The organism is Aquabacterium soli, assembly GCF_003933735.1.
GTDB lineage: Bacteria > Pseudomonadota > Gammaproteobacteria > Burkholderiales > Burkholderiaceae_C > Aquabacterium > Aquabacterium soli.
The window spans coordinates 97,007-112,010 of record NZ_RSED01000012.1 but is presented as its reverse complement, the minus strand read 5'-3'; the positions used below and the strand labels follow the sequence as shown (position 1 = coordinate 112,010).

At 67.2% G+C, this 15,004-nt stretch carries 15 protein-coding genes; 4 read left to right on the top strand and 11 right to left on the bottom strand.

Annotated elements, in window-relative coordinates; translation table 11 throughout:
* Positions 1 to 96: 96 nt before the first annotated feature.
* Positions 97 to 981, top strand: coding sequence for an HDOD domain-containing protein (locus tag EIP75_RS15880; protein ID WP_125244250.1), 885 nt, complete (start codon positions 97 to 99; stop codon positions 979 to 981).
* Positions 982 to 1,013: 32 nt separating this feature from the next.
* On the opposite strand, the gene EIP75_RS15875 is transcribed toward EIP75_RS15880, so the two are convergent.
* Positions 1,014 to 1,853, bottom strand: coding sequence for a helix-turn-helix domain-containing protein (locus tag EIP75_RS15875; protein ID WP_125244249.1), 840 nt, complete (start codon positions 1,851 to 1,853; stop codon positions 1,014 to 1,016).
* 124 nt (positions 1,854 to 1,977) lie between these two features.
* On the opposite strand from EIP75_RS15875, the gene EIP75_RS15870 reads away from it, so the two are divergent.
* Entirely contained in the window at positions 1,978 to 2,394 is a 417-nt protein-coding gene (locus tag EIP75_RS15870) for a hypothetical protein (protein WP_125244248.1), read from the top strand.
* 151 nt (positions 2,395 to 2,545) lie between these two features.
* On the opposite strand, the gene EIP75_RS15865 is transcribed toward EIP75_RS15870, so the two are convergent.
* From EIP75_RS15865 to EIP75_RS15830, 8 genes are all read right to left on the bottom strand, one after another.
* Positions 2,546 to 3,313, bottom strand: coding sequence for a ParA family protein (locus EIP75_RS15865; protein ID WP_125244247.1), 768 nt, complete (start codon positions 3,311 to 3,313; stop codon positions 2,546 to 2,548).
* A gap of 66 nt (positions 3,314 to 3,379) precedes the next feature.
* Complete coding sequence (gene minE / locus EIP75_RS15860) at positions 3,380 to 3,640, bottom strand: cell division topological specificity factor MinE (protein ID WP_125244246.1); 261 nt, start codon at positions 3,638 to 3,640, stop codon at positions 3,380 to 3,382.
* Positions 3,641 to 3,644: 4 nt separating this feature from the next.
* Positions 3,645 to 4,460 (bottom strand): septum site-determining protein MinD, encoded by an 816-nt coding sequence (gene minD, locus EIP75_RS15855; protein WP_125244245.1) that lies wholly within the window; start codon positions 4,458 to 4,460, stop codon positions 3,645 to 3,647.
* Positions 4,461 to 4,504: 44 nt separating this feature from the next.
* Positions 4,505 to 5,269, bottom strand: coding sequence for a septum site-determining protein MinC (gene minC / locus EIP75_RS15850; protein WP_125244244.1), 765 nt, complete (start codon positions 5,267 to 5,269; stop codon positions 4,505 to 4,507).
* A gap of 141 nt (positions 5,270 to 5,410) precedes the next feature.
* Positions 5,411 to 6,247, bottom strand: coding sequence for an alpha/beta fold hydrolase (locus tag EIP75_RS15845; protein WP_158622870.1), 837 nt, complete (start codon positions 6,245 to 6,247; stop codon positions 5,411 to 5,413).
* Positions 6,248 to 6,341: 94 nt separating this feature from the next.
* A complete protein-coding gene (locus EIP75_RS15840; protein WP_125244242.1) occupies positions 6,342 to 7,481 on the bottom strand; it encodes a thiolase family protein in 1,140 nt (379 codons plus the stop codon).
* Between the two features lie 79 nt (positions 7,482 to 7,560).
* Complete coding sequence (locus EIP75_RS15835; RefSeq protein ID WP_125244241.1) at positions 7,561 to 8,175, bottom strand: TetR/AcrR family transcriptional regulator; 615 nt, start codon at positions 8,173 to 8,175, stop codon at positions 7,561 to 7,563.
* A 96-nt stretch (positions 8,176 to 8,271) separates the two neighbouring features.
* The gene (locus EIP75_RS15830; RefSeq protein ID WP_125244295.1) at positions 8,272 to 10,764 is read right to left on the bottom strand and encodes a YgiQ family radical SAM protein; all 2,493 of its coding nucleotides are present in this window, start codon (positions 10,762 to 10,764) and stop codon (positions 8,272 to 8,274) included.
* 415 nt (positions 10,765 to 11,179) lie between these two features.
* Here EIP75_RS15830 and EIP75_RS15825 point away from each other — a divergent pair, with 415 nt between their 5' ends.
* On the top strand, positions 11,180 to 12,349 hold the full coding sequence (locus EIP75_RS15825; protein WP_125244240.1) for a hypothetical protein: 1,170 nt from the start codon (positions 11,180 to 11,182) through the stop codon (positions 12,347 to 12,349).
* Positions 12,350 to 12,481: 132 nt separating this feature from the next.
* Entirely contained in the window at positions 12,482 to 13,120 is a 639-nt protein-coding gene (locus EIP75_RS15820) for a hypothetical protein (protein WP_125244239.1), read from the top strand.
* Positions 13,121 to 13,122: 2 nt separating this feature from the next.
* Here the strand turns inward: EIP75_RS15820 and EIP75_RS15815 are convergent, their stop codons facing one another.
* Complete coding sequence (locus tag EIP75_RS15815) at positions 13,123 to 13,971, bottom strand: metallophosphoesterase family protein (RefSeq protein WP_125244238.1); 849 nt, start codon at positions 13,969 to 13,971, stop codon at positions 13,123 to 13,125.
* On the bottom strand, positions 13,971 to 14,966 hold the full coding sequence (locus EIP75_RS15810; RefSeq protein WP_125244237.1) for a diacylglycerol/lipid kinase family protein: 996 nt from the start codon (positions 14,964 to 14,966) through the stop codon (positions 13,971 to 13,973). The genes EIP75_RS15815 and EIP75_RS15810 overlap by 1 nt, the downstream gene beginning before the upstream one ends.
* Between the last annotated feature and the right edge of the window lie 38 nt (positions 14,967 to 15,004).

The window sequence follows — 15,004 nt, the reverse complement described above, 5'->3', positions numbered from 1 at the left end:
TAACGATCTTGCGGCTTCATCATCGGCGCCCGGTGCCGATAAGAAGTGACGGGCAGCGCCGCCCGCCCATTGCATTGTCCGCAATTGCCAGATTCCATGACGACCACCGCCCTCGAGCCCAGCCGCACGGCCGCCATCCAAGCAGAACTAGACCAGGCGCGCCGCAATGGCCCGCTCCAGCACATCGTCATCCCGCCGTGCCCTGAGCTGCTGACGCGGTTGCGCGCGGCCATGGCGCCCACCGAGCCCGACCTGAACGAAGTGGCACGCATCGCCGCCAGCGATGTGGCCATGTCGGCCACCTTGATCCGCAGTGCCAATGGCCCGCTGTTCGCGGCGGGCCAGCCGGTGCAGACCGTGGGCCAGGCCATGAACCGCCTGGGCCTGGAGCACACGGCGTCGGTCATGGCTGGCTTTCTGATGCAGCGTGCCATCCGCGTCAACCATGCCTTGCTGGCCCGCTTCTGGGAGCGATCAACCAAGCGCGCGCTGGCCATGGCCTTCATCGCCAAGAAGCTGCCGGGCCTGTCGCCCGACCTGGCGCACACCTACGGCCTGTTCGCACATGTGGGCATGCCGGTGATGATGCAGAGCGTCAAGGGCTATGCCGGCACGATGATCGAGGCACGCGCCCGCATCGACCGCTCGCCCATCGCCACCGAGAACGCCAACCACCGCACCGACCACGCCGTGGTGGGGGCGCTGGTGGCCCGTGTGTGGCGCCTGGCGCCGTCCGTGGTGGCCGCCATCCGCCTGCACCACGATCTGGAACTGCTGGGTGGCCGTGGGGCCGAATCCGAGGTGCAGACCCTGGTGGCCGCCGGCCTGGTGGCCGAGTACCTGATGCGCCGCCACGAGGGTGAGGAGCACGATGTCGACTGGCTCAGCCACGGCCAGGCCGCGCTGGACTGGCTGCATGTGGATGGTGACGAGGTGCTCTTCTGGGAAGAAGAGCTGCGCGTGACCCTGGACGAGGCCTGAGCAGCGGCGTTCAGCCGCCAGCGCTCACAGCGTCACAGCGTGGCGGCCAGGGACTGCAAGGCCTGCTGGGTGGCTTCGTCGGCCGGGAAGAAGGTTTCCAGCGCCAGTTCCGACAAGGTGATGTCCACCGGCGAGCCGAACACCGTGGTGGTGCTGATGAAGCTGAGCAGGCCGAAAGGGGTGCGCAAGCGCAGGGGCACGGCCACGCCACCGAGGTCGTCGTCCTGGGAGTGCTGCTGTGTGTCGGCCTCCTGGGCAGGCACTGGGTACTCGCGCAGTTCTTCCAGCAGGGCTGACAGCACCGGATCACCGCTGGCTTCGATCTGCTGGTGCAGCCGCGCCAGCAGGTGGGCGCGCCAATCGGCCCCGTTCACGATGTTGGGCGCAAAGCCCTTGGGGTGCAGGCTGGCGCGCAGCACGTTGACCGGGCCTTGCAGCAGCGAAGGATCCACGCTGCCCATCAGCGCCTGGGCGATGGGGTTGGCCTGCAGCAGCGTCCAGTGACTGTCCACCGCGATGGCGGGGTAGGGCATGTGCCCCTGGAGGATCAGTGACACCGCACGCTGGGCCGAGGCCATGCTCGGATCGGCCAGGGTGCGCTCGGCATAGGCCGGCGCATGCCCGGCGGCCATCAGCATCGTGTTGCGCTCGCGCAGGGGGATGTCCAGCCGCTCGGCCAGGCGCAGCAGCATGTCGCGGCTGGGTGTGGCGCGGCCGGTCTCGATGAAGCTGAGGTGGCGGGCGGACACCTCGGTGTCCAGGGCGAGGTCCAGCTGGCTCAGGCGGCGGCGCTGGCGCCAGTCACGCAGCAGCGTGCCCACGGGCGGGGTGTGCGGCGAGGGCGCTGAATGGGCGGTGGGCAGGCGGTTCATGGACCGCAGGATAGCGGGATGACTGATGCGCGGCCATGACCTCCGAGGTAATCGACGTGCTGCAGGCGGGTCGACACCATGGGCCTCGTTGTTCCTTGTTTCATCAACCAACTGGAGAAAAGCCATGTCTTCTTCAATGCCCATGACCCGTCTGCTTCGTTTCGCGCTGCTGCTGGATGCCGGGGCCAGTGCGGCCACCGGCGTGTTGCTGGTGGCGGGCCATGCCCTGCTGTCGCCCCTGCTCGGTTTGCCTGTCGCCTTGCTGCTGGGGGCCGGCCTGGTGTCTCTGCCTTATGCGCTGGGTTTGTTCGTGCTGGCGCGGCGTGAGCGCATCCCATCCGCGCTGGGATGGGCCGTGATCGGTTTCAATGCCTTATGGGCCGTCGAGAGTGTCGGCATCCTGGTGCTGGGCTGGGTGCAGCCGAGCACCTTGGGGCTGGCCTTCGTGCTGGCGCAGGCGGCCGCGGTGGTGGTGTTTGCCGAGCTGCAGTGGTGGGGACTGCGTCGTGGCCGTGTGGCGCGGGTTGCTGCACTGGCCTGAGAGCGTTTTGTCGGTGCAGCGCGGGGCACCCAGGGACCGCCAACATGGAAGCCCGGCCAGAGGCCTACTCCGACCCCGCCCGGCGCTGCCACGACAAAGCCCCAAGCCCAAGGCAGGCAAAAGACCCCAAAGCGCGATCAAACGCGCAAGATCAATCCCGCAGCCCGTCGTGCAAGGCCACCATCTCCTGCGTCAGCTTGTGCCGCGCATCCAGGTGGATCATCGGCCGCGCCAGTTGGTGCGATTCCTTGATCTTGACCGAGGCGCTCAAGTAAGGCTGCAGCACCGGCAACCCCTCATCCACCAGCTCACGCACCAATTGCTGCGGCAGATTGGCACGCGGCTGGAACTGGTTGACCACGATGCCGCTGACCTTCAGGTCGGCGTTGTGGTCGGCCTGGATCTCCTGAACGTTGTCCAGCAGGCTGTACAGCGCGCGGCGCGAGAAATCGTCGCAGTCGAAGGGGATCAGGCAGCCCTCGGCCGCGATCAGGGCCGAGCGCGTGTAGAAGTTCAGCGCGGGCGGCGTATCGATGTAGATGCGGTCGTAGGTGTCGGCCAATTCGGCCAGCGCCTCGCGCAGCTTGTAGATCTTGTAGCGCGATTCCAGCTTGGTTTGCAACTCGTCGAGTTGCGGGCTGGAGGGCATCAGGTCCAGGTTGTCCCAGGGCGTGGCCACGATGAACTCGGGCGTGTCCTTGGGGCGGGCCGTGAACTTGAGCGTCTGGTCGAAGAAGCCGGCGGCGCCCAGCGTGCCCTCAGGCGCGTTGTCACCCAGCAGGTAGTGCGTGGTGTTGCCCTGCGGGTCCAGGTCGACCACCAGGGTGCGCAGGCCCTGTTGGGCGCTGATGGCTGCCAGGTTGCAGGTGATGGTCGACTTGCCGACCCCACCCTTCTGGTTGAACACGACATACCGCATGGCTGTGCACCCTCGTCCGCTGTCAATCGTGCATCCATTGTGCACTGCAACAAGGGTGCTTTCAGCTCAGCGGTGGGCGTCGGGCAGCTCGATCTTGACTTCCAGCACTTCGAGGTCGTCCTGGCGTTCCAGGTTGACCTTGATGTCGTCGGGATTGATCGACACGTACTTGGAGATCACCGCCACCAGTTCGCGCTGCAGATCGGGCAGGTAATCCGGGCTGCTGGAACGGCCGTTGCGTTCGTGCGCCAGGATCAGCTGCAGCCGCTCCTTGGCCACGCTGGCCGTCTTCTTCTTTTCACCGAGGAAGAATGTGAGGAATCCCATGGCCTTACTTGCCTCCGAACAGGCGCTTGAAGAAGCCGGGCTTTTCGGCCTCGACGAAGCGCAGGGGCTTGTCTTCGCCCAGGAAGCGGGCGATCACGTCCTTGTAGGCCTCGGACACGTCGGAATCCTTCATGTGGATGGCCGGCACGCCCTGGTTCGAGGCGCTCAGCACGGTCTCAGATTCGGGGATCACGCCGATCAGCTTGATGCGCAGGATCTCGTGGATGTCCTCCAGCGACAGCATCTGCCCACCCTCGACCCGGTTGGGGTTGTAGCGTGTGATCAGCAGGTGTTCCTTGATGGGCTCGAGCTTGTCGATGGCGCGCTTGGTCTTGCTGTTGAGCATGCCCAGGATGCGGTCGGAATCGCGCACGGAGGACACCTCGGGGTTGGTCACCACCAAAGCCTCGTCGGCGAAGTGCATGGCCATCAGGGCGCCCGTTTCGATGCCGGCGGGCGAATCGCACACGATGTACTCGAAGCCCATCTCGCCCAGGTCCTTCAGCACCTTCTCGACGCCATCCTGCGTGAGGGCGTCTTTGTCGCGCGTCTGCGAGGCGGCCAGCACGTACAGGTTGTCGCACTGCTTGTCCTTGATCAGGGCCTGGTTGAGGTTGGCCTCGCCGTGGATCACGTTGATCAGGTCGTAGACCACGCGGCGTTCGCAGCCCATGATCAGGTCGAGGTTGCGCAGGCCGACGTCGAAGTCGATCACGGCGGTCTTGTGGCCGCGCAGGGCGAGGCCGGAGGCGAAGCTGGCGCTGGTGGTCGTCTTGCCGACGCCACCCTTGCCGGAGGTCACCACGATGATCTTGGCCATGGAAGGCGGTCCTTTCGAGAGGTTGTTCGGTCGATTTTCAGGAATCAGGATTTGTTCAGCGCCTCGTACACCAGTCGATCGCCTTCCAGCCGGATCTGCGCCGGCTTGCCGACCACATCGGGTGGCAGGGGATTGTCGGTGGTGCGGTAGGTGCCGGCGATGGAAATCAGCTCGGGCTCCATGCACGAGGCAAAGATGCGCGCATCGGTGTTGCCCTTGGCGCCGGCGATGGCCTTGCCGCGCAGCGGGGCATACACGTGGATGTGGCCGTCGGCAATGACCTCGGCGCCGTTGTTCACGGCGGCCAGCACGATCAGGTCGCCGCCCTTGGCATAGACCTGCTGGCCGGAGCGCAGCGGCTTGTCGATCACCAGCGTGGGCACGGCCGTGGGCACCTGCACTTGCACTTCGACCGGCACTTCGCGGATCACCTCGCGCACGACCTCCTGCACCACGGTTTCGACGCGGGCGGGGGCGGACTGGCCATCGGGTGCCTCACCCAGGCCAGCCTTGAGGGCCGCGGCCATCTGGCCGGGGTTGCCGCCGCGCACGGCCACGGGCGTGAGCTGAAAGCGCGTGAGCAGTTCGATCAGGCCGACAAAGTTGGGCAGCGAGTCCAGGCTGGCCAGGTGCGTCAGGTCGATCACCACCGGGTCGCGGCTGAAGAAGTCGGGCGTCTCGCCGAAACGCTCCTCCATGGCTTGCGCCAGGGTCTGCAGACTCATGGTCTTGAGCACGAAGGACATCAAGGTGAGCGAGGCGCTCTTGAAGTCGAACGGCGAGGATGCGTTCCCGGTGGAGGCTGACATGGACGGCGGTCGCTGAGAAAGCGCCGATTTTAAGTCAGCGAACGGGCCGTTCCCGGTCGGGCGGCAAGGGAGTTGCCCTCGAGATGTCGTGTGGGGCGGGATGGCGGGCGGTCTGGCGCCGCCATCCCATGCTTCATCGGCTCAGGCGGCCAGTGCGGCCGGGGTGCTCAGGCTGCCGATCACCAACGCGATGACTTCGGGTGCGCGCAGGATGCGCCGGTGGCCCACGCCGTCCACGCTGAGCAGTTGCGACAGCGACCAGGCCTCGTGGAGGGCCAGCGATTCGGTGAAGGGCACCTCCTTGTCCTGCGGATCGTGCAGGATCAGCGCGGGGTGGCGCAGGCCGCCTTGCAGCGCTGGCAGGTCCATCTCTGCCATCGGGAAGCCCAGTTGCAACTCCAGTGCTGTGCGGAAGGCGGCGATCTCTTCACGCGGCAGGCCGTGCGCCAGCGCGAAGCCCGTGGCCACGCGCTTGAGCGAGGCAGGCCCGGCGATGTGCACGCTGGCATCGACCTGCAACCCGTGGGCAAACGCATACAGCGAGGCGGCCGAGCCCGCCGAATGCCCGATCACGGCATGGATGCGGCCGAAGGCCTGCGCCACGGCCAGCAGGCCCTGGCCCCACAGGCGCACATTGGCCGTGTCGCCGGTGGACTGCCCGTGCGCCAGGTTGTCCACGGCGGTGACCTGGAACCCCGCCCGCAGCAGCGGGTGCACCCAGGCATGCCAGTGGCTGGCACGGCTCTCCCAGCCGTGCACCAGCAGCACACGCGGGCCTTGCCGGCCCCACGACCAGGTGGCCAGGGTGTGCGCTTCGTCGTGACCCCTCACCGTGTGCCGCACGCTGATGTCGCGGCGCTGGGCCGTGTCCAGCAGGGCGGTTTCGGCTTCGGTGAACGGCTTGGCCGGTCCGGGGTGGCCGAAGGCCCGGACGATGGCCTGGGTGCTGGGGCGTTGCAGGGTGTCGGTGGCAGACATGGTGAGCTCCTTGGCGTGGGGCCGACGCGCTGGGCGCCGCGTCGGCCGGTGGTGGGTGACAAGCGAAGCCGGGCGTGCCGAGCCGCTGGCGGCCTCAGGCCAGCGATTCGAGGATGGTGGCGACGCCCTGGCCGCCGCCGATGCACTGGGTGGACAGTGCATAGCGGCCCTTGGTGCGTGCCAACAGCGCCGCCGCCTTGCCGGTGATGCGCGCGCCGGTGGCGCCCAGCGGATGCCCCAGGGCCAGCGCGCCGCCGTCCACATTGACCTTGTCGATGTCCAGGCCCAGTTCGCGGATGCAGGCCAGCGCCTGTGAACCGAAAGCCTCGTTGATCTCGATGATGTCCAGGTCGGCGGCGGTGAGCCCGGCGCGGGCCAGGGCCTTGCGCGTGGCGGGCACAGGCCCGATGCCCATCACGGCCGGATCGCAGCCGATGCTGGCGAAGGTGCGGATGCGGGCCAGCGGCACCAGGCCATGGCGCGCGGCGAAGTCCTCGTGCACCACCAGCACGGCGGCGGCGCCATCGGTCAAGGGCGAGGAGGTGCCGGCCGTGACCACGCCATCAGGGCGGAAGGCCGGCTTGAGCTTGGCCAGCGCTTCCAGGGATGTGGTCGGGCGGATGCAGCCATCGCTGTCGATCACCTGGCCATCGGGCGTGGTGATGGGCACGATCTCGTCCTTGAGCAGGCCTTGTTCACGCGCGGCGGCGGCCTTGTGGTGGGACACCACGGCGAGCTGCTCCTGGTCGGCACGGGACACGTCCCAGCGCTGCGCCACGTTCTCGGCGGTCTGGCCCATGGCCATGTAGGCATCGGGATAGGTGGCGATCAGTTCGGGGCTCGGGTCGAAGGTCAGGCCGCCCTGGGGCACCATGGTCATCGACTCGACGCCGGCGCACACATAGGCCTCGCCGATACCGGCTTCGATCTGCGCAGCCGCCACGTGGATGGACGACATCGACGAGCCGCAGAAGCGGTTCACCGTCATGCCGCCGACGTGCTCGGGCAGGCCGGCCAGGAAGCCGACGATGCGGGCCAGGTTGTTGCCTTGGGGGCCTTCGGGGTAGGCGCAACCCAGGATCAGGTCTTCCAGCAGGGCCGGGTCCAGGTCCACCCGACCCAGCAAACCTTTGACGGTTTGCGCGGCCAGGGTGTCAGGGCGGGTGGTGGCCAGTGCGCCCTTGGTGGCGAAGTGGAAGGGCGATCGGGCATAGGCGGCGATGACGGTTTTCATGGTGGCTCCTTCTGGATATCTACCTGTCGGTTGGTAGGGTGTGCGGTCAAAAAAATGGCTCATGCCCCGGCGGCCGGAATCAGGAACCTGCGGAAAATGGGGAGGCCGAGGGTGCGTCGTCCAGCCCGAGCTGGTGGCGCAGCAGGCCGAGGGCGGAGTCGAAGTCCTCAACGCGCCCGGTGATGCGAGCGGCGATCAGCGAGCCCTGGCACAGCGCAAAGATCTGGCCGGCCACGGCAGCCGGGTCTTGCACGCGCCCTTGCCGGGTCAGTTGCACGGTCAGCCAGTCGACCTGCATCTGCCGCAGGCGGGTGACGGCTTGGTGGATGTCGCTGTCGACCGCGTCCCAGCCAGGAATGAATGCGGCCGCCGGGCACACGCGCTGGCCCGCGCCGATCACGTTGCGGAAACCGTTGATGTAGGTGCGCAGGCCTTCTTCCGGTGTGCCCTCGAAGGCCTTGAACCACTTTTCATAGGCGGCCATGGCCTGCTCGAGCACAGCCACGCCCAGCGCTTCCTTGGAGGGGAAGTGGTGGTACAGGCTGGCCTTGCGGATGCCCACGCGCTCGGCCAGATCCTGGAAGCTGAAGCCCAGGTAGGAGCGCGTCTGGATCAGCTCACGCGCCGCACGCAGGATGGCGTGGCGCGTGGAGCCGTGGACGGCATCGGCAGAGGTGGCAGTGGCGTTGCTCATGACTACCTACTGTAAGGTAGGGGAGAGTCCATGTCAAGCGCAGGGCATGCTGTGCGTGGCACGGGCCCATGCAACTGCCGGCCCGTTGCCTGCATCTCAGCGCGGCTTCTTGCGTGGTCCGCCGCTGCCCGGTTGCCCTGGGCGGGCGCCTGCAGTGGGGCCGCCAGCTTGGCGCCGTGGGCCTTTCGGGCCGTTGGGGCCGCCATCACGCTGAGCGCCGTGCTCGCGCGGAGGCAACCCGGTGTGCTGCGTCAGGATCCGGCCCGGCGGCGGGGTGCCACCCGACTTCACCCGACCTTGTGTCACCACGGAAGTCTTGGTACCGGCCTGGGTGGAGTTCTTGCGGCGCGCGCTCTGGTACCCGCCATCCCCGGTGGGCTGGAAGGTGGGGATCAGGTGGTGCTTGCCATTGCCGATCAGGTCGGCGCGCCCCATGTCCTTCAGGGCCTCGCGCAGCAAGGGCCAGTTGTTAGGGTCGTGGTAGCGCAGGAAGGCCTTGTGAAGGCGGCGGCGTTTGTCGCCCCGCACGATGTCCACGCGCTCGGCCTTGCCGTCGATGCGGCTGATGCCCTTGAGCGGGTTCATGCCCGAGTGGTACATGGCCGTGGCCGTGGCCATGGGGCTGGGGTAGAAGGTCTGCACCTGGTCGGCCTTGAAGCCGTTGCGCTTGAGCCAGATCGCCAGGTTCATCATGTCTTCATCGGTGGTGCCCGGGTGGGCCGCGATGAAGTAGGGGATCAGGTACTGCTTCTTGCCGGCTTCTTCGCTGAACTGCTCGAACAGCTGCTTGAAGCGGTCGTAGGCGCCCATGCCGGGCTTCATCATCTTGGACAGCGGCCCGGTCTCGGTGTGCTCGGGGGCGATCTTGAGGTAGCCGCCCACATGGTGGGTGACCAGCTCCTTGATGTACTCGGGCGACTTGACGGCCAGGTCGTAGCGCAGGCCCGAGCCGATCAGGATCTTCTTGACGCCCTTGAGCGCGCGCGCCCGGCGGTAGATCTTGATCAGCGGGCCATGGTCGGTGTTGAGGTTGCCGCACACATCGGGGTACACGCACGAGGGCTTGCGGCAGGCCGCTTCGATCTCGGGCGATTTGCAGCCGATGCGGTACATGTTGGCCGTGGGGCCGCCCAGGTCGGAGATGACGCCGGTGAAGCCCTTGACCTTGTCGCGGATCTCCTCGATCTCCTGGATGACGGATTCTTCCGAGCGGCTCTGGATGATGCGGCCTTCGTGCTCGGTGATCGAGCAGAAGGTGCAGCCGCCGAAGCAGCCACGCATGATGTTCACGCTGAAGCGGATCATCTCCCAGGCAGGAATCTTGGTGGCGCCGTCGTGGCTGCCGTGTTCATCGGCATAGGCCGGGTGCGGGCTGCGGGCGTAGTCCAGGCCGAAGATGCGGTCCATCTCGGCCATGGTGAGCGGGATGGGCGGCGGGTTGATCCACACGTCGCGGTGGGCATGGGCCTGCACCAAGGCGCGGGCGTTGCCCGGATTGGTCTCCAGGTGCAGCACACGGTTGGCGTGGGCGTAGAGCACCGGGTCGCTCTTGACCTGCTCGTACGAGGGCAGGCGGATCACGGTGCGGTCGCGCGGGGGCAGGGCGAGCCGGCCGCTGCGGGCGGGCAGCTCTGCGTTGGCCGAGGCATTGGCCTTGATGGCCGCGGACTTGGCTGCCAGGGCAGGGTTCGCCACGAGCTTGATCGGCTTGGCGCCGCCCTGCAGATCCTGCAGGGCTGGGGGCGCATCCAGCTTTTTGAGCGGGTCGAAGGCGCCTTCTTCTTCACGCGCACAGGTCTCGCCCTGGGCCTCGGCCTGCTGGGCCATGGTCATGTAGGGATTGATGTGCTGGTCGATGCGGCCGGGCATGTCGACCTCGGTCGAGTCCATCTCGAACCAGCCTGCGGCGGTCGGGTCGTTGGTGCGCCGCAGGAAGGCCGTGCCGCGCACATCGGTGATCTGCTCGATCGGCTCGCGCGCGGCCAGGCGGTGGGCGATCTCGATGACGGCGCGTTCGGCGTTGCCGTACAGCAGCAGGTCGGCCTTGGCGTCCATCACGATGGAGCGGCGTACCTTGTCCTGCCAGTAGTCGTAGTGGGCGATGCGGCGCAGCGAGGCCTCGATGCCGCCCATGATGATGGGCACCTCAGGGAAGGCTTCCTTGCAGCGCTGCGCATAGACCAGCGAGGCGCGATCGGGGCGGGCGCCTGCCTGGCCGCCGGGCGTGTAGGCGTCGTCGCTGCGGATTTTTCGATCAGCCGTGTAGCGGTTGATCATGGAATCCATGTTGCCCGCGGCCACGCCCCAGAACAGGTTGGGCTTGCCCAGCACCTTGAACGGGTCGGCGCTCTGCCAGTCGGGCTGCGCGATGATGCCCACGCGAAAGCCCTGGTTCTCGAGCACGCGGCCGATCACGGCCATGCCGAAGCTGGGGTGGTCCACATAGGCATCGCCCGTGACGATGATGATGTCGCAGCTGTCCCAGCCGAGCTCGTTCATCTCTTCGCGGCTCATGGGCAGGAACTTGGCCCGCCCGAAGCGCTTGGCCCAGAAGGGCTTGTAGCTGTTCAGGGGCTTGGCGACCGGCATGGCGGGCGCGGGCTTGCTCACCTTGGCTTCCAAGGTGGGCGCAGTCAGGGCTTTGGCCTTGTTTTCGGCGGTGACGGGGGCGTTGGACACGGGGATTAGGGGCGGAGCGGGCGCAGGGGGAACAACCCAGGCGCACGGGCCTGCGGGCGGGCAATCCGACATTGTGCCTGCTGGGGCCGGATTTGTGTACCTGCGGGCCTGCGCGCCGACGGGGATTTGCCGTCGATTTCACGCCATGGCCGCCGGCTGGCCGACAGGGAGAGCCCCCTCTTGAGAGGGCGGCGGCGGGCCTGGCGTGCGCTAGGATGCCTCCCCCACGAACACACACCGGGCCGGGGTTGACAAGCAAGGGATGCGCATCGCCATGGACATTGACGATTTGAAGGCTGTTCTTCTGCGATCCCGGCGCCAACCGATGCAGTTCGCCGTCGTGCTGGGCAAACGGCCCGAAGACCACCGCGTGAGCCTGCATGCCTCGCGCAGCGGGCGGGCGATGGCCAAGGTCCTGCGGGAAGAGACCGGCCACAAGCTGGCTACCTGGGGCGTGACTGAGGTGGACGACTCACGGCGTGACACGCTGGTCCTGGTTCTGGAAGAGCGCGTCCTGGCTGGTATGGCGAAAAAGCTCCAGGCATGGCTCAAGCTCATGGGCGCGCCGATCCGAAAGGTGGCGATCAAGGTCGACGGGCAGGAAGTCGACGATGCCGAGGACATCGATGCTGCCGACGGCGCTCCGGCTCCTGTGCTCGCTGCGCCGTCGGCGAAGCCGGCCGCGCCGGACGTGAAGGACGCGGCCGCAGAATTGACCCGGCTGGCACAGGCTTTCAAGCGCCTGGCCCCGGACATCAAGGCCGCCCTGCTGGCTCAGAAGGGTGCAGCCAAGGACCTGGCCCAGCTGGTCAAGGCCTGTCAGCAGACACTGGACGAGCGCGACCTCGAGCGCGCACGCCCGGCGCTGCAGATGCTGGTGGCGCGTCTGCGCCAGGTCGAGGCGGTCGCCACCATCGAGCCGCGACTGGGCCATGCCGTGCTGCGGGTGCAGCACCTGGCGGCAAGCCTCAAGAACACCCCCCAGCGCAAGAAGCTGGCTGAGCAGGGGGGTGCGGCCGTGGACACCGTGCGGCAGCTTCGGGCAGCCAAGCGCAGTGGTGACAAGGCAGCCATCGCCGCCTTGCAGACCCAGCTGGACACCACGCGCCAGAAGGCCCGCGAGGACCTCAAAGGCTTGCTGCCCACCATTGACAAGATCAAGGCCGGTGATCCGCCAGCCGATGAGGCGTGGGTGGCCATGGTGGCCTTGCTGGACCTGGAGTCGCCGGAGAATGGCGCGGTGTTCTGGTCTGGCGGCAAGGACAATGCGGTGGACCTCGCGGTCGAGCGTGGTGGCGTGTCTCTCGAATCCACCGCAGGGGGCTCGCTGATCGACGACTGGCTCAGAGAGGTCCCCTGGGACGAAAAACGCGGCGAAGGCCCGCCTTTCCTGAAGGACCTGTGGGCACTGGCGTCTGCCACTTACGCCTTGCAGGCCCGTGGAGAGATCACAGTGATCCAGACGCCCGAGAAAAAGGCGCTGGGGGGGCGGTGACATGTGGAAGTTTGTCGAGCGGCAAATCCTGCTGAAGATGCGGCGCCAGAAGCTGTTGAGCTTCGGCGCCAAGCTGGTGAAGTCAAAAGCCCCTGACGATCAATGAACGGGCAGGGCCCGGGAATCCAACCAATGACTGCTGCTTACGATCTTTTTCTTCGCGAACTGCACGCCACCGGGCGCGAGTATGGCGATGGCTTTTCTTTCATCGATCCGCAGCAGCTGACGGCTGAAGAGCGCGTGAAGACCCGCGATGCGCTGCGCGCCTGCATTGGCCGCCAGGAGGCGAGGGCGCCCAAGACGCTGGCCGTGGTCGATCCAGGCCCGGACACGGTGGCCCTGCTCCAGGTCCTGTTCAAGGCGTCAGCGGGTGCTGCGGCGCCCAGCGATTTCGACATCGCTGTGGCTGGTGCCCTGGCCTACTTGGTCGACGCCCCGCCAGCCCTGGACTTGCTGGAGCGCACGGCCGTGGGCGGTGGCGGGATGTGGATCAGGGGGGCGGCCATGGAAGGGCTGATCATCGCCTACGAAAGCAGCAATGCCAGCGCACGCCTGGCCCGCCTGGTGCGGACACAGTCGGACGAGGATGCGCTGCAGTTGTGCGCTGATGGCCTGCTCCAGCGCCATGGCTGGCACATTGAGGATGAGGCAACGCAGGACGAGGCCCTGGCGCTGCTCGATGACATGATGTCCGGGGATGCCGCACGGCGTGATGCTGCACTTCTGACAGTGCTGAAGGCGCCGGTTCACCGCTGGCCCTGGACGGCTTGATTTCAGCCCGAGGCCTGCCGCCTGCCGTTCAGTGCCTGACCGGCAGGCAACTCCAGTTCGTGCACCCGTGCCGGCGTGAATCCTTCGCCGGGATGGTGGTCCCAGCGTTCGACGGTGCACAACCGCTCGCCGCGGTCGCTGTAATGCAATGGCCTGATCAGGTTGAAGGAGTTGCCGGCCTCGAAACGAACCCTTCTCGACACCGCGGTGCCCGCGTTGACCACCCACACAGGGCCGCGACCCTCGCTGGCGCCTTCAGCCAGCACCGGCAGCATGTAGGGCAGGTGGATGTGCCCTCCCAGCACCAAGTCAGCGCCGGCTTCGCGCCATGCCTGCAGGGCGCGCGGACCTCTGCGCAGGCGGTCGGGCTCGTCCAGTTCACGCGATACCTGCACGGGCTGGTGTGTCACCACGATTTTGAGCTGCTCGGGCGGGCCTTGGCGCAGCCGGTCGGCCACGGCACCGATCTGTGTGGGCGAGACCTCGCCATGCTTGTGGCGCCAGCCCCGGGTGGTGTTCACGCACACGATCAGCAGTTCGGGCGTGTCCAGGCTGGGCTCCAGTTGCGGGCCGAAGGTGTTGCGGAAGCGGCCCAGCGGCCACAGCACGCGCGACAGGGGGTTCAGCGGCAGGTCATGGTTGCCCGGCAGGATCAGGCGCTTGCCCGGAGGCAGCTGATCCACGAACGCCCGTGCGCGGCGGAATTCGCTGGCGCGCGCACGCTGGGTGATGTCGCCCGAGAGCACGATCACCTCAGGCCGCAGCAGGTGCAGGCAGCGCAGGATGTCATCGACCACCTCCGGCTGCTCGGTGCCGAAGTGCGTGTCTGAAAGATGGGCCACGAGGGGCATCAGGTGCCGGTGGATTGTTGCTGGCTTTGCTCGAACGCCGCCGGGGTCGGGCAGATCAGGTTGAGGGGCATGCTGGCCACGCTGAAACGCAGCGGCGGCGTCAGCCAGCTGATCTCGCCATCGGTGGCCACCTTGATGCGGCGGCGGCCCAGGGGCAGCAGGGGTTGCACCACCATGTCGCGCAGCGGGAAGCTGACGATCTCGTCCGCCTCGCCCAGGCGGCCGAACAAGCCCTTCACCCCCAGCCACACCATTCGCCAGGTGGGTTGGGGCTTGACCGTGATGGCGGCAAGCTGGCCCTGGCTCACACGGGGTGCTTCAGGCATGCCCAACTGCTCCAGTTGCAGCTGGTTGTTGCCCACGAACAGGGTCGGCGTCTTGATCGTCTGCTGACGTTTGCCCAGGGCGCCGCTTTCCATCTGCAAGGTCAGGCGCAAGTGACGGTGACGGTGCAGCAGGGTTCGCAAGCCCGCCCACATTGCGACCACGCGGCTGCGCCCGTGCGCCTGCTTGGCGGCCTCACGCTCTTCCAGCAGTTCCGGGTACAGGCCCAGGCTGGCGTTGACCAGGAACACCTTGTCATTGACCAGCCCGACCTGCACCGGGTAGGCCTCGCGTGTGTTGAGCAGCAGGCGGACCGCCTCCACCGGGTCGGCCGGGATGTGGTGCGTGCGGCTGAAGTAGTTGAAGGTGCCCTGCGGCAGCACGCCGAAGGCGCAGTCCTTGCCCAGCGCGGCCTGGGCGACGGCGTTGATGGTGCCATCGCCACCGGCCGCCACGATGATGCCGTGGTGCTCCACGGCCTGCTGCACCGCCCGTGCCGCCACGGTGGACAGATCCTGCCCCGGTTCCAGCATGCGGAAGAAAACGCTGCGGCCGGCGCGGTGCACCTCGCGCTCCACCGTCTCGCGCACGGCTTGGGAATCCTGGCTACCCGAGGCCGCGTTCATCACGACGAACAAGGGGGCGTAACGGTGGATGTCGATGGGTTGCATGGTGAGACCGATCTCAACATGCAGGCCGAACCGCCACC

What these genes read in the sequence shown, in the direction of transcription:
- EIP75_RS15810 (WP_125244237.1), bottom strand. Translation starts at nt 14,966, where the DNA reads ATGCAACCCATCGACATCCACCGTTACGCCCCCTTGTTCGTCGTGATG.
- EIP75_RS15845 (WP_158622870.1), bottom strand. Translation starts at nt 6,247, where the DNA reads ATGTCTGCCACCGACACCCTGCAACGCCCCAGCACCCAGGCCATCGTC.
- EIP75_RS15880 (WP_125244250.1), top strand. Translation starts at nt 97, where the DNA reads ATGACGACCACCGCCCTCGAGCCCAGCCGCACGGCCGCCATCCAAGCA.
- minD (WP_125244245.1), bottom strand. Translation starts at nt 4,460, where the DNA reads ATGGCCAAGATCATCGTGGTGACCTCCGGCAAGGGTGGCGTCGGCAAG.
- EIP75_RS15870 (WP_125244248.1), top strand. Translation starts at nt 1,978, where the DNA reads ATGTCTTCTTCAATGCCCATGACCCGTCTGCTTCGTTTCGCGCTGCTG.
- EIP75_RS15835 (WP_125244241.1), bottom strand. Translation starts at nt 8,175, where the DNA reads ATGAGCAACGCCACTGCCACCTCTGCCGATGCCGTCCACGGCTCCACG.
- EIP75_RS15820 (WP_125244239.1), top strand. Translation starts at nt 12,482, where the DNA reads ATGACTGCTGCTTACGATCTTTTTCTTCGCGAACTGCACGCCACCGGG.
- EIP75_RS15840 (WP_125244242.1), bottom strand. Translation starts at nt 7,481, where the DNA reads ATGAAAACCGTCATCGCCGCCTATGCCCGATCGCCCTTCCACTTCGCC.
- EIP75_RS15825 (WP_125244240.1), top strand. Translation starts at nt 11,180, where the DNA reads ATGCAGTTCGCCGTCGTGCTGGGCAAACGGCCCGAAGACCACCGCGTG.
- EIP75_RS15815 (WP_125244238.1), bottom strand. Translation starts at nt 13,971, where the DNA reads ATGCCCCTCGTGGCCCATCTTTCAGACACGCACTTCGGCACCGAGCAG.
- EIP75_RS15875 (WP_125244249.1), bottom strand. Translation starts at nt 1,853, where the DNA reads ATGAACCGCCTGCCCACCGCCCATTCAGCGCCCTCGCCGCACACCCCG.
- EIP75_RS15865 (WP_125244247.1), bottom strand. Translation starts at nt 3,313, where the DNA reads ATGCGGTATGTCGTGTTCAACCAGAAGGGTGGGGTCGGCAAGTCGACC.
- minC (WP_125244244.1), bottom strand. Translation starts at nt 5,269, where the DNA reads ATGTCAGCCTCCACCGGGAACGCATCCTCGCCGTTCGACTTCAAGAGC.
- EIP75_RS15830 (WP_125244295.1), bottom strand. Translation starts at nt 10,764, where the DNA reads ATGCCGGTCGCCAAGCCCCTGAACAGCTACAAGCCCTTCTGGGCCAAG.
- minE (WP_125244246.1), bottom strand. Translation starts at nt 3,640, where the DNA reads ATGGGATTCCTCACATTCTTCCTCGGTGAAAAGAAGAAGACGGCCAGC.